A 12975-nucleotide genomic window follows, 5' to 3' on the forward strand; every position below is an offset into this window, starting at 1 on the left:
GCTCGTGCGCAGGACCATCGACTGGGACGGCGGCGCGATCACCATCATCGACCAGACCGCGCTGCCGGGCGAATACCGCGTGCTCAGCCTGCACAGCGTCGACGAGCTCATCGACGCGATCCGCCGCCTCGCCGTGCGCGGCGCCCCGGCGCTCGGTGCGGCGGGCGCGCTTGGGGTTGTGCTGGCGGCCCGCGAAGGCGGCGACGTCCACGCCTCGGCCGAACGAATCGCCAGGGCTCGACCGACCGCCGTCAATCTCAGCTGGGGGGTGGCACGCGCGCTCGAAAAGCTGGACGGTGGCCCCGACGTTGTGCTCGCCGAAGCGCTGGAAATCCTCGACGAGGACGAACGCCTCAATCGCGCCGCATCGGGCCATGCCGCCGACATCGTTCTCGCATCATGCGTTCGCCGACCGCTGCGGCTGCTCAGCCACTGCAACGCCGGTCACCTTGCGACCGTGGCGTGGGGCAGCGCGCTCGGCGTCGTCTGGCACCTGCACGAGCGCGGACTGGTCGAGTCGGTGCTGGTGGACGAGACACGTCCACTGTTGCAGGGGGCCCGGCTCACCGCGTGGGAGTTGGCGCAGGCCGGCGTGCCCTACCGGGTGCAGCCGGACGGCGCCGCCGCGGCGGCGATGGCACGCGGTCTCGTCGACTGCGTGCTCGTCGGCGCCGATCGGATCGCGGCCAATGGCGACGTCGCCAACAAGATCGGCACCTACGGCCTGGCCATCGCCGCGCATCATCACAATGTGCCGCTCGTCGTGGTCGCGCCGTCGTCCACGGTCGACACGTCGCTCGCCACCGGCGCCGAGATCGCAATCGAGGAACGTGCGCCCGACGAACTCAGGACGTTCGGCGGCACCACAATCACCCCGGCGGACGCCGATGTTTTCAACCCGGCCTTCGACGTGACGCCGGCCGAGCTCATCACCGCTGTCGTCACCGAGCACGGCCGCTTTCGGCCCCTGGATTGCCAGCGTTAAGGGGTATGACGCACGGGACGGGTCCACCTCGATCGGCGCCGCCCGTCAAACCGAGCCGTTCGGCGACTCGAAGAGCGATAACCGCGACCCAACCCGCCCCGGCGACCGATTAGGGAGTGCCGCTCATCGACCTAGCTGGTCCGTAGCCATGTGCGCGGGGCACCGGCAGCTCCACGGCACTGGTGGCATCCGGGCCATCGACCTCGCGCAGCTTATGGGCCACCGGGACGTGAAGACGACGCTTACCGTCTACGCCCAATCAACACCGACGACCACGCCGGCAGGATGGCGCGTTGGGCGCACTAGCCGCGCCGAACCCGACCTACACCGGAAATGTTGTGCCGCTTGTGGGTCAGGCCGGTTTGCGGCCCCACGGCGCGCCGATCAAGCCTCGTCTGTGGAAAAACGAAGGATCTTCGACGGCTGACGACTGTAGAGGCGGACCAGCGCCATGATCCCAGTGAGAAGAATGGTGAATAACGCTGCCGATGCCCCTGATTCGTACACGTCGGCAATCTGGATGGTTTTGCCGCCGCGGACCGCGACGCCGTCGGCCGGATGGATCAGGCTGGTGAAGACCTGGGTGGCGGTGGAAAGCCAGAACAGGCACGGCAGCAGCCAGTACGTGCGGGTTCGGGTGGCGGGGCCTCCGGGGAATCGCACCTCGACGAGCGCGACGAGCTGAAAGATCAGCCAGCCCGTCAGCAGCCAGCCGAGAAAGTTGGTCAGCGGGACTCCCAGCGCGCCGGTCGGGTGGTGATAGGAGTACCAGTCGTGCGCCGTCGCCCCGATGGGGTCGTTTACCAGGTCATAACCCCCAAGGATGAATGTCGCCACGATGGGCGTCGTAAAGCGTTCGGCGCCACCAACAGCCGCATCGGGAGCGGGTCGCATGATCACTCGGGCCAGCGCCCAGGCCAGCCAGCCGAACATGATCCAGCTGACGACGGCGACCGGGGGAACGCCCAGGGGTTTCGGACCGGGCAGGTGATGGGTGTAGGAGCCGAATGGGAATCCGGTCGCGACACCGATTGCCTCCAACGCGAACGCAACAACGCCGGCGATGGCGACGAATGCGGCCATGCCTCGTGCGGAGTAGCCCAGCCAGGCATGGACGACGACAAACAGAATGAGGAAGCCCATTTGGGCGGCCCCGGCTTGCGCAGCCAGCGACGGACGAACCGCCATGACCACCGCGGCGAGCAGCGTGAGGACGAGCAAGACCCAACACGATGTCCTGAGAATCTGCCACCGTGCCTCCGTTTGGCCAGGCGGTCGCGTCAGCGCATCGGTTGCCACCCGCTGTGTGGCCTCTTCACTGGTCATGTTTGCGCACCCTCAGCCATGCTGTTCGACGCGCCACGCACGCCGATTCTTTTGGCTTACGTTATCGCCCGGTGGCGCAGATCTCTGCTATTCCCGGCTGCATGAGGCAAGGCGCCGATGCCCGCGGTATGTCATTCCCGAGCTAAGGGGACCGTTACCGGACCGAGCGGTGGCGGCGCATACGCCGCATAGTGATCTGCCCAGCTAGACGTGGAGCCGATGACGGGAATCGAACCCGCGTATTCAGCTTGGGAAGCTGATGTTCTGCCATTGAACTACATCGGCACTGTCGCCAAGGAAGGCTAGCACCCGGCGGCGACCGTAGAGGTCAGGACGGCTCATCGACCGGGGCGCCGCGGCCGCCGTCCGCCGTCGCGCAGCACAAAAGTTATTCCTTTCACAAATTCACTTACTCATATTTATTATTTCGTTATTGCACCGTAATGTGCACGGGATGGGTCGACACGAATTAGCCAGGAAGCGGCGCAACCCGTCGGTGGCCCTGGCAGCGGTGCTCGCCCCCGTGGCGGCCTTCTTCGCGGTGTCCGCGGACGTCCACCCTTCGGCGCCCCGCACCGAGGCCAAACCCGTTATCAGCGACACCGCTCCGTGCTGCGTTCAAATCGTGACCGCGGCGTCGCATCGGCTCATTAAAGGAGTCGCGGACGGCGAGCCCACCGCGGCGTCGCGGTATCACACCCGGGCCCGTTTCCTGACGGCCGACGTCGCCCCGGAACGGGGCATGCAAGTGCGGACGATCCTGGTCGCGCGCAGCATCACCGCGGACTTCCCGCAGATCCACGAAATGGGGGGAGTGCGCCCGGATCCGTTGCCCTGGCACCCGCTCGGCCTGGCGGTCGACGTGATGATTCCCAACCCGGGGTCCGACGAGGGCATCGCGCTGGGCAATGCGATCGTCGCCTACGTGCTGCAGAACGCCAACCGGTTCGGCATCCAGGACGCGATCTGGCGGGGCGTCTACTACACGCCCAACGGAGCCCAGGCGAGCCGGCTGGGCCACTACGACCACGTGCACGTCACGACGACCGGCGGCGGATATCCCAACGGCAGCGAGGTCTATCTCCGCTGAACGCAATCGGGGAGAAGCTAGGCTCGTCGCGTGCTGCTCTCCGATCGCGATCTCAGGGCCGAAATCACCGCCGGGCGGTTGGGCATCGACCCGTTCGAAGGCAGCCTGGTGCAGCCGTCCAGCATCGACGTGCGGCTGGACACCATGTTTCGGGTGTTCAACAACACCCGCTACACCCACATCGACCCGGCCAAGCAGCAGGATGAGCTGACCACCTTGGTCGAACCCGCCGCCGGGGAGCCCTTCGTGCTGCATCCCGGCGAGTTCGTGCTCGGCTCGACGCTGGAACTCATCACCTTGCCCGACGACCTTGCCGGTCGGCTGGAGGGTAAGTCGTCGCTGGGTCGTCTCGGTCTGCTGACGCACTCGACCGCGGGGTTCATCGACCCCGGCTTTAGTGGCCACATCACGTTGGAGCTGTCCAACGTCGCCAACCTGCCGATCACCCTGTGGCCGGGCATGAAGATCGGTCAGCTGTGCATTCTGCGGTTGACCAGTCCGGCCGAACATCCTTACGGCAGTACGCAAGTAGGTTCGAAGTATCAGGGCCAGCGAGGGCCTACCCCGTCGCGCTCCTATCAGAACTTCATAAGGACTACATAGGTTCTACGGGGCTCTCACGCTCCGCATGTGCGCGATACTTAGTTAGCCGTGGTTTTTTCCTCCGCCTGGCCATGGTTCATCGTGCAATACCTTTGGAGGGGTTTGTATTGGATATCGTTCTCGGGGTGTCGATGGCACCGTCATCGATCCAAATGGTCGTCCTGGAAGGCGAATACGCCGACGGCGTCACGGTTGAAGAGGACACGTTCGACGTCACCGACGTCGAGGATGCGGCCGCGACGACCGGGCCCGATCAAGTGATCTCCGCCATCCTGGGCACCCGCGAGGGTGCGGTCGATGCCGGCCTGGAGCTGTCGTCCATCGGCGTGACATGGACGGATCAACTCGAAGCGGCGGCGCTGCGCGACGCGCTGACCGCGCACCGGATCGACAACGTGATGCTGGTTTCGGCCTTTTTGGCCGCCGCGGCGCTGGCGCAAAACGTCGGCTCCGCAATGGGTTACGAGCGCACCGCAGTACTACTGGTGGAGCCCGACACCGCGACCCTGGCGGTCGTCGAGACCTCCGACGGCTCCATCCCGGATGTCTACAAACAACAGATCAACGCCGAATCCTACGGCGATGCCGGCGAGCAGCTCGGCGCGATGGTCGCCGGGATGGAGAAGCTGGAACTCCTGCCGGGCGGCCTGTTCCTGGTCGGCGCGGGCGTCGACGTCACTCCACTGAGGCCGGTGTTGCAGGCGACGACGTTCCTCGACGTGAGTGTGGCCGAAGATCCGGAAACCGCGCTGGCCCGCGGGGCTGCGTTGGCGTCGGCGAACGCGCCGCTGTTCGCCTCCTCGACCGCCGCGCTGGCCTACGCGCAAGACCCCGGCACGGGGGCCGTCGACCAATACTCCCTCCCCGAATATTTCTATGTCCCGTTCGGCCAGGAACCCGGCGACGAGGAGCTCGCCTACAGCGCGGTGGGGGACGACGACGCCGAATCACCGACGGTCGTCATCGAGAAGCTTTTCGCTCCCGAAGCGAGCCAGCCGAAGCGACGGCCGGCCCTGCTGGTCGGCAGCGGTCTGGCGGTGGTGGGGATCAGTGCGGTGCTGGCGCTCGAGATCGCGCTGGCGATCGGCATCCGCACGACAGGAACCGTTGCCTTGCAGCCCACACCGGGTCAGCACCTGATCGTCCCCGAGCAGGCACCGGCCCCTGCGCCGGTGCAGGCGTCCGAACCCCTGGCGAAGATCAACCCGCCCGCCCCGGCGGCCGCGCCCCAGCCGTTGAGTCCGCCGGCCGCCGCGCCGCTGCCCGCGGTTCCACCACCGGCGGCGCCTCCGCTGCCCGCGGCCCCGGCTGCCCCGGTTCCCGTCGTGGTTCCCCCGGTGCCGGTTCCGGTGCCCGTCCGCATCCCGCTTCCCAATCCCGTCGAGAGCCCGCCGATGCTGGAGGCTCCGCGCCTGTCCATCCCGCAGCCGGTGCAGCCCCAGCCGCCGGTGCACGTTCCCCAACCCCCACAGGTGACCATTCCGCAGTCACCGCCGCATCAGACGCCCCCGGGCGAAGGCACCCCGCCCAAACCCAACGGCCCCGGTAACTACGGAGGCGGCCACAATCCGACGCCGGGTGAGAACGGTCCGGGCGGTTTGGGTGGCGGGCACGTTCCTACGCCGGGATCCGGTGGCCCGGGCGGTTTGGGCGGCGGGCATGTTCCGGCACCCGGTAGCGGCCCTGGCGGCCTCGGTGGCGGCCACGTTCCCACGCCGCCCGCAGGTGGCCCAGGCGGCCTCGGTGGCGGGCACGTTCCCACGCCGCCCGCAGGTGGCCCAGGCGGCGGTGGATTTCCCGGCCTCGGCGGTGATCACGCGCCGGCCCCCGGCGGCGGCTTCCCCGGGTTCGGTGGTGGTCACGCGCCGGCTCCCGGCGGGGGTGGCTTTGGCGGCTTCCCCGGGTTGGGTGGCGGTCACGCGCCCGCTCCTGGCGGCGGCGGTGGTCTTGGCGGATTCGGCGGTGGCGGTGGCGGCTTTGGCGGTGGCCACAGCGGTGGCGGCTTCGGTGGTGGCGGTGGCTTCGGCGGTGGCCACAGCGGTGGCGGTGGCGGCTTCGGCGGCGGTGGCGGCGGCCACCACTAGTCCGGATTGCCAACCAACCCACAGCAATCGGCGCTCCCGGCCGAGGTCACGCGAGTAGGGTCGGGGTATTGAGGCTGGCCAAAAGATGCCGCCTCACCCGCCAGAATTTCATCAGCCCAGCAACATATACGGGCTTGCGGCCCGGCTCTGCTATCGGCACGAGATTTCTGGTGATCGATGAATAGTGGTGTTGCCGATGGAGCACACAGCAAATCGGGCAGGAGGAGCGTAAGCGGTGGTGGGCATCGTCCTTGGCGTCTCGATGACGCCGACGAAGGTGCGCATGGTGCTCGTCGAAGGCGAGAGCGCCGACGGGGTCACCGTCGACGAGGACGACTTCGACGTCGACACCCAGCGCACCGCCCTGCCCGGCACCGCGCCCAACGAAGTCATCTCGGCCATCCTCGGCACCCGGGAGGGTGCCGCCGACGGCGGCTATCAACTGCTCTCGACGGGTGTGACGTGGACCGATCACGTCGAAGCGGCGATGCTGCGCGACGCGCTAATTTCGCACAAGGTCGAAAACGTCATGCTGGTCTCGGCCTTCATGGCCGCGGCCGCGCTGACGCAGGCGGTCGGTGACGCCACCAACTACGAGCGCACCGCGCTGCTCTTCGTGGAGCCCTACAGCGCAACCCTGGCCGTGGTCGACACCGCTGACGGCTCGGTCTCGGAGGTGCGGCGCAGGACACTCGCGGACGACGAGGACCAAGCGGTAGCCGAACTCGTCGACATGGTCTCCAGCGCCGAGACGCTCGAAACCCACCCGGAGGGGCTGGTTCTCGTCGGTTCCGGGGTCGACATCCCTTTGATCAAGCCGGTTTTGGAGGCCGCGACCTCGCTCGAGTTGTCCGTGCCCGACGAGCCGGAGATGGCTCTGGCGCGAGGCGCCGCGCTGGCTTCGGCGAATGCACCGCTGTTCGCGTCATCGACAGCCGCGCTGGCGTACGCACTTGATCCGGGCACCGGCGAGGTCGACCCGCTCGCGCTCGCCGGACAGCATCCCGGCCTGCTGCCCGGCTATCAGCCCGAATACCGCAGCCACATCGCGACCCTGGCCGCTGACGCCGACAAGGGCAAGACCAACGTCGCCTACAGCGCCGTGCCCGACGATGACGCCGACGCGAAAACGCTGATCGCCCTCGATGAACGCGCGCGCCGGCGCAAGTCTTTGTTACTCGTCAGCAGCTCGCTGGCGGTGATTTTCATCGCCGCGGTGGTGGCGCTGGAAATCGCGCTGGCCATCAGCATCCGTCCGACCGTCGCGCTGCGGCCCAGCCCCAATCAGAACATCGTCGCCCCAGCCCCGACGCCAGCCCCGCCCAATCCGGGGCCACCCGTGCAGGCTCAACCGAAGATCGCACCGCCGCGGCCTTTGGCCGCGCCGCACCCAGTCGCGCCGCCGCCGGCCGCGGCCCCGCCCGTCCCCGTCCTGCCGCCACCCGTTTTTGTCCCGGCACCGCGGCTGCCGGTGCCCGGGTTGGGAGGTGGCGGTGGGGGCCGCGGGCCGTTGGGTGGTCATGGACCGTTCGGCTTTCACGGTCCGTTCGGCGGTCGCGGTCCGTTCGGTTTTCACGGTCCGTTCGGCGGCGGTCATGGTTTCGGCGGGGGTCACGGTTTCGGCGGCCACGGCTTCGGTGGTGGTCACGGCTTCGGCCGTCGCTAGCGCGGTCGGCGGTTGGCTCGCGTGTCTGACCGGTCGGGCTAGGGTGGCGGACTAGGGTGTGGCCGCGGCCGGAGCTTTCAGCAAGTCCGGCTGACTCGCGAATCGCGAGGCCCCAAGGCGGTGGCAACGCAGCTGTACTGGCATGGCGCAGCAACCAATTTGGATGATTTGGAGGAGCGGTGGACGTCGTACTTGGCGTGTCGATGGCACCTGAGACAGTCCGCATGGTGCTCATCGAAGGTGAAGCTGCCGGCGGGGTGACGATCGATCAGGAAGGTTTCACGGTCGCCGGCGACGAAACGCCCATTGCCGCAGCAAATCACGTCGTTGCAGCCATTCTCGGCACCCGGGACAGCGCTGCTCAGGGCGGGTATCAACTCAAATCCAGCGGAGTGAGCTGGACCGACCCCATCAAGGCGGCTGCGCTGCGAGACGCGTTGGCGGCACGCAAGGTTGAGAACGTGATGCTGGTCTCGGCGGTCATGGCCGCCGCGGCGCTGGCGCAAGCCATGGGCAGCGCAACCAATTGGGCCCGCACCGCGCTGCTGCTCGTCGAGCCTGCCAGCGCGACCCTGGCGGTCGTCGACACTTCCGACGGAACGGTCACCGACTTGCACCGGCACCCGCTGCCCGACAGTGACGACGCGGCGCTGGCGAAGCTGACCGCGATGGTCTCGGGCGCCGAGTCGATGCGGGCGCGGCCCGACGGGGTGTTCCTGGTCGGCTCGGACGTTGACATCCCGTCGATCAAGCCGACGCTCGAGGCGGCGACCGCACTGGTGGTGACCACACCCGAGGAGCCCGAGATGGCCCTGGCGCGGGGAGCCTCGTTGGCCGCGGCGAACGCGAAATTGGGAGCGCCGCGAACGGTCTCGATGCCTGCCGCGCAGACCTCCCCGGCCGCTGCGGTCGAACTTGCCTATAGCGCCGAAGACGACCCGGAGTCCGACGCCCACCGGCTTGCCGCCGCTGCGCCGCGCCAGCGGCGCGGCCGCAAGTCGGCGTTGACGATCGCCGCCGTGACGATGGTCTTCATCGCCGGCATCGTGGCGCTGGCAGTGGCGCTCGCCTTCGGTATCCGGCCGCACGCAGACCAGCGACCCGACGTCGGCACGAACGTTGTCGCCCCGCAGAACCCCGACGCCGGTCCACAGGGGCCGCCCCCGCCGTCGGATGCTCCCGCGGCACCGCCCCAAGCGCCCCCGCCGTCACCGCAGCCCTCGCCGCATTCCGGTGACCATCAACATTGGGAGGACTGGCTGCACCGCCACCTCGGCACACAAATTCCGTCCCCGTAGCCCGGCCCCCGGGCCACCGCCTGGGTGCCGAACGCGCGTAAAATTGAGTTTTTAGGGGAATACCGGTGGGATCTCGGTGAGGTCTCGTGCCACAGCATTGCGCGACGAACTCGCCCCCGCCGTGAATGGCTAGCAACCGACTATTGGAGGAGCTTTGGACACCGTACTTGGTGTGTCGATGGCGCCGACCGCGGTCCGGATGGTGCTGGTCGAGGGGGAAAACGGCGACGGTGCGACCGTCGATGAAGACAATTTCGACGTCGCCGTGGCCGATGATGCAGCAACGGTAGCCGCCTCGGACCAGGTAGTCTCGGCCATCCTGGGAACGCGCCAGGGCGCAGCAGAAGGCGGTTATCAGCTGGCGTCGACCGGGGTCACGTTCACCGATCCAGTCGAGGCCGCCGCACTGCGCGACAAGCTGGCCGCTCACAAGGTCGAAAATGTGATGCTCGTCTCGGCCTTCCTGGCCGCGGCGGCGCTGGCCCAGGCGGTGGGCCATCAGACCAACTACGCGCAGACGGCGCTGCTTTACATCGAGCCCGACACCGCGACGCTGGCCGTCGTCAATAGCGCCGACGGATCCATCGCCAACGTGTCGCGGCAGGTGTTGCCCGAGGACGACGAGGCGGCGGTCGCCCAGCTGGCCGCGATGGTGTCCAACGCGGAGAACCTGGAGACGCGCCCGGATGCGGTGTTCGTCGTCGGCTCCGGGATCGACATCCCGCTGATCAAGCCCGCGCTCGAGGCGGCGACCACTTTGCCGCTGACCGCGCCCGAGGAGCCCGACACCGCGCTGGCACGCGGCGCGGCCCTCGCGTCGGCCCATGCTCCGCTTTTCTCGTCGTCGACCGCGGCGCTGGCCTACGCGCAGGATCCCGGCACCGGTGCGATCAACCCGCTCGCCATTGCGCCGGGCTACTTCGAAACCCCGGGCGAGGTCGGCGCCGAGGGACTCGCGTACAGCGCGGTCCCCGACGAGCCGGACGAATTCTTCACCGGCTCGCAGACCGCCGCGACGGCACTGGTGGGTGCGGACTACCCCGAGCGCAGGTCGTTCAAAATGGTGGGGTCCGCCGTGGCGGGAATCTTCGTCATCGGCGTGGTGGCACTGGTCGTGTCGTTGGCGATCGCCATCCGGCCGACGGCCAACGTGCGGCCGAGCCCGAACCAGAACGTCGTCGTGGCGCCCACCCGGCCGGCTCCGGCTCCCGCGGCACCGGCGCCTGCTCCCCAGGCCCCGGCTCCCGCCCCCGAGGCGGCTCCGGCTCCCGCTCCGGCACCGGCGGCTCCGGCTCCCGCTCCGGCGCCCGAGGCTCCCGCCCCAGCGCCGGCGGCGCCGGCGCCCATTCCGGTGCCGGAGGCCCCCGCGCCAGCGCCGGCGGCTCCGCCACCCCCGCCGCCCGCGGTGGCGCCGATCCCGGTGCCCATCCCACTGCCGATACCGGGCCTGGGTGGTCCGGGCTTCGGTGGACCCCCGGGTGGTGGCGGCCACGGCGGCGGTGAAGGGCCGCACGGCGGCGGCGAAGGGCCGCACGGCGGTGGCGGCTTCCCCGGAATCCCGGGCTTCGGTGGCGGTCACGGTGGCTTCGGCGGCGGCCACGGCGGGTTTGGTCACTTCTGATCTGGACCCTGCTGCCTGCCACCTGTCATCTGGCGTTTGCCTGCCGCTCAACCCTGCGATGCAGTTAGCTCATCGGGGCCACCTACACCGGACGTATGCGATGCACCGTGTTCGGCACGGGTTACCTCGGAGCCACCCACGCGGTCGGGATGGCGGCACTGGGCCACGACGTGCTCGGGATCGATATCGATCCCGGCAAGGTGGCCAAGCTCGCCGGTGGTGACATTCCCTTCTACGAGCCCGGCCTGCGAAAGCTGTTGAGGGAGAACCTGGCAGCGGGCCGGCTGCGCTTTTCCACCGACTACGACATGGCGGCCGGCTTCGCTGACGTGCACTTCCTCGGGGTGGGCACACCGCAGAAGAAGGGCGAGTACGGTGCCGACCTACGTCATGTCTATGCGGTCATCGATGCGCTGGTGCCGCGGCTGACGACTTCGGCGGTACTGGTTGGCAAGTCAACGGTTCCGGTCGGCACCGCGGCCGAGTTGAACCAGCGCGCGGCAGCGCTGACGCCGGATGGTATCGATGTCGAAATCGCCTGGAATCCAGAGTTTTTGCGCGAAGGCTACGCGGTGCAAGACACCCTGAATCCGGACCGGATTGTGCTGGGTGTCAACCGGGATTCGACGCGCGCCGAGGCCGCCGTCAGGGAGCTGTACGGGCCGATGCTCGAGGCCGGCGTGCCGTTCCTGGTGACGGATTTACAGACCGCGGAGCTGGTCAAGGTTTCCGCCAATGCCTTTCTGGCGACCAAGATTTCGTTCATCAATGCCATTTCCGAGGTATGCGAGGCCGCCGGCGCCGACGTCAGCCTGCTGGCGGATGCGCTGGGCTACGATCCCCGGATCGGACGTCAATTCCTCAATGCCGGTTTGGGTTTCGGCGGCGGGTGCCTGCCCAAGGACATCCGTGCGTTCATGGCACGCGCCGGCGAGCTGGGCGCCGATCAAGCGCTGACATTCCTGCGCGAGGTGGACAGCATCAACATGCGCCGCCGCACCAGGATGGTGGAACTGGCTAGCGCGGCTTGCGGTGGCTCGCTGCTTGGTGCCAACATCGCGGTGCTCGGCGCGGCGTTCAAGCCCGAATCCGACGATGTGCGTGACTCGCCCGCGCTGAACGTCGCGGGCCAGTTGCAGCTCAACGGAGCGGCCGTGAACGTCTATGACCCCAAGGCCCTCGACAACGCGCAGCGGCTGTTCCCGACGCTGAACTACGCCGTCTCGGTCGAAGAGGCTTGCGAGCGCGCGGATGCGGTGCTGGTTCTCACCGAGTGGCGCCAGTTTGTCGACATGGACCCTAACGACCTGGCCGACCGGGTGCGGGCACGCGTGATCGTGGACGGCCGCAACTGCCTGGACGCCGCCCGCTGGCAGCGGGCGGGGTGGCGGGTATACCGGCTGGGCGCGCCCCGGCCCTAGGAGAACGGGTCGAAGTCGGCGGGCCGCGGTGCGGGCGCCGGGTTGCCTGCCGATGGGTGTTGCGGCGCGGGGGGCGGGTTGTACGCCGGCGGACGCTGCGGCGGCGCTGTGGCGGTCGGTGCATTCTGCGCCGCGTTCACGATTTCGGCGAAAGTCGGAGGGGGAGGCGGCTTGTGGGCGTCCCGCTGCAGGTATGCGTTGGATGCGGGTAGGAATAGCAGTACGCCGGTGGCAACAGCGGTGACGGCCGCCGTGATGGCGCCCGCCTGGGTCAGGTGAGTGAACCAGGCAACCGCACTGCCGGGCCCGACGATGAGCCCGAATGCGGCCAGCGACAACGTCAGGACGCATCCGATGACCGCGACCGGCCGAGCGAGGCGCCGATGCTTGACGATTCGGATCGCCTGCCAGATGATCGCCGCACCGAGCAGCACGCCGGCCGTCGCCGCTGACACCGCAAGCCAGGTGTCGCTGCGGTAGTACCAGTCGAATTCGGGGATGGCCATCGCGACCGCGATGGCCATTGTCAGCATGACCGCGCCTATCCCGGCGAACAACCAACTGGCGAACGCGACGGTGTCCGGCAGCTGCGCCGCGTCAGTGGCCAGACGCTGCGGCGCCGGGCCTGACCGCCTCGGCGCTGCCGGTGGTGGCGGGAGTGCCTGCGACGGCGGACGTGCGCGACGCGCAGCCGCCGGGGGCGGTGGCGCGCTGCGGGCTTGTTGTTGAAGCCACGCGGTGGCTTCGCTCTGACCGAACGGATCGGAGCCGGGGCCGGCGAAGGGATCGGCGCCGAACGGGTCGGATGGGGCGTTGCCGAACGGATCGCCGCCGAATGGGCCTGATGCGGCGTTGTGGTCTGGACGTTCCGGGCCGGCCAT

The 12975-nt window shown here is 68.6% G+C and carries 10 protein-coding genes and 1 tRNA gene; 8 read left to right on the forward strand and 3 right to left on the reverse strand.

Going from position 1 to position 12975, the window contains the following annotated elements; translation table 11 throughout:
• Window positions 1–4: 4 nt before the first annotated feature.
• Window positions 5–985 carry an S-methyl-5-thioribose-1-phosphate isomerase gene (mtnA, locus tag AC5Y4H_RS16490; RefSeq protein ID WP_499983242.1) on the forward strand — a complete coding sequence of 327 codons (981 nt, stop codon included), beginning with the start codon at window positions 5–7 and terminating at the stop codon, window positions 983–985.
• Window positions 986–1369: 384 nt separating this feature from the next.
• On the opposite strand, the gene AC5Y4H_RS16495 is transcribed toward mtnA, so the two are convergent.
• Both AC5Y4H_RS16495 and AC5Y4H_RS16500 read right to left on the reverse strand, forming a co-directional pair.
• A complete protein-coding gene (locus AC5Y4H_RS16495) occupies window positions 1370–2206 on the reverse strand; it encodes a carotenoid biosynthesis protein (RefSeq protein ID WP_499983270.1) in 837 nt (278 codons plus the stop codon).
• A 316-nt stretch (window positions 2207–2522) separates the two neighbouring features.
• Window positions 2523–2596: transfer RNA gene (locus tag AC5Y4H_RS16500), tRNA-Gly, on the reverse strand.
• Between the two features lie 169 nt (window positions 2597–2765).
• On the opposite strand from AC5Y4H_RS16500, the gene AC5Y4H_RS16505 reads away from it, so the two are divergent.
• From AC5Y4H_RS16505 to AC5Y4H_RS16535, 7 genes are all read left to right on the forward strand, one after another.
• Window positions 2766–3401: a VldE C-terminal domain-containing protein gene (locus AC5Y4H_RS16505; RefSeq protein WP_499983243.1), complete on the forward strand. Its 636-nt coding sequence runs from the start codon at window positions 2766–2768 to the stop codon at window positions 3399–3401.
• A gap of 30 nt (window positions 3402–3431) precedes the next feature.
• Entirely contained in the window at window positions 3432–4004 is a 573-nt protein-coding gene (gene dcd / locus AC5Y4H_RS16510) for a dCTP deaminase (protein ID WP_499983244.1), read from the forward strand.
• 131 nt (window positions 4005–4135) lie between these two features.
• On the forward strand, window positions 4136–6088 hold the full coding sequence (locus tag AC5Y4H_RS16515) for a DUF7159 family protein (protein WP_499983271.1): 1953 nt from the start codon (window positions 4136–4138) through the stop codon (window positions 6086–6088).
• Window positions 6089–6323: 235 nt separating this feature from the next.
• The gene (locus tag AC5Y4H_RS16520) at window positions 6324–7754 is read left to right on the forward strand and encodes a DUF7159 family protein (RefSeq protein ID WP_499983245.1); all 1431 of its coding nucleotides are present in this window, start codon (window positions 6324–6326) and stop codon (window positions 7752–7754) included.
• 179 nt (window positions 7755–7933) lie between these two features.
• On the forward strand, window positions 7934–9052 hold the full coding sequence (locus tag AC5Y4H_RS16525; RefSeq protein WP_499983246.1) for a DUF7159 family protein: 1119 nt from the start codon (window positions 7934–7936) through the stop codon (window positions 9050–9052).
• Window positions 9053–9206: 154 nt separating this feature from the next.
• On the forward strand, window positions 9207–10673 hold the full coding sequence (locus AC5Y4H_RS16530; protein WP_499983247.1) for a DUF7159 family protein: 1467 nt from the start codon (window positions 9207–9209) through the stop codon (window positions 10671–10673).
• Between the two features lie 95 nt (window positions 10674–10768).
• On the forward strand, window positions 10769–12094 hold the full coding sequence (locus tag AC5Y4H_RS16535; RefSeq protein ID WP_499983248.1) for a UDP-glucose dehydrogenase family protein: 1326 nt from the start codon (window positions 10769–10771) through the stop codon (window positions 12092–12094).
• Here the strand turns inward: AC5Y4H_RS16535 and AC5Y4H_RS16540 are convergent.
• Window positions 12091–12975 (reverse strand): hypothetical protein, encoded by an 885-nt coding sequence (locus AC5Y4H_RS16540; RefSeq protein WP_499983249.1) that lies wholly within the window; start codon window positions 12973–12975, stop codon window positions 12091–12093. The genes AC5Y4H_RS16535 and AC5Y4H_RS16540 overlap by 4 nt on opposite strands.

The sequence above is a fragment of the Mycobacterium sp. NGS58 genome, assembly GCF_059812385.1.

Bases quoted from the DNA above. Each gene is read 5' to 3' on its own strand.
- AC5Y4H_RS16505 (WP_499983243.1), top strand. From the start codon at position 2,766: ATGGGTCGACACGAATTAGCCAGGAAGCGGCGCAACCCGTCGGTGGCC.
- AC5Y4H_RS16515 (WP_499983271.1), top strand. From the start codon at position 4,136: ATGGCACCGTCATCGATCCAAATGGTCGTCCTGGAAGGCGAATACGCC.
- AC5Y4H_RS16535 (WP_499983248.1), top strand. From the start codon at position 10,769: ATGCGATGCACCGTGTTCGGCACGGGTTACCTCGGAGCCACCCACGCG.
- AC5Y4H_RS16540 (WP_499983249.1), bottom strand. From the start codon at position 12,975: ATGGCCGGCCCGGAACGTCCAGACCACAACGCCGCATCAGGCCCATTC.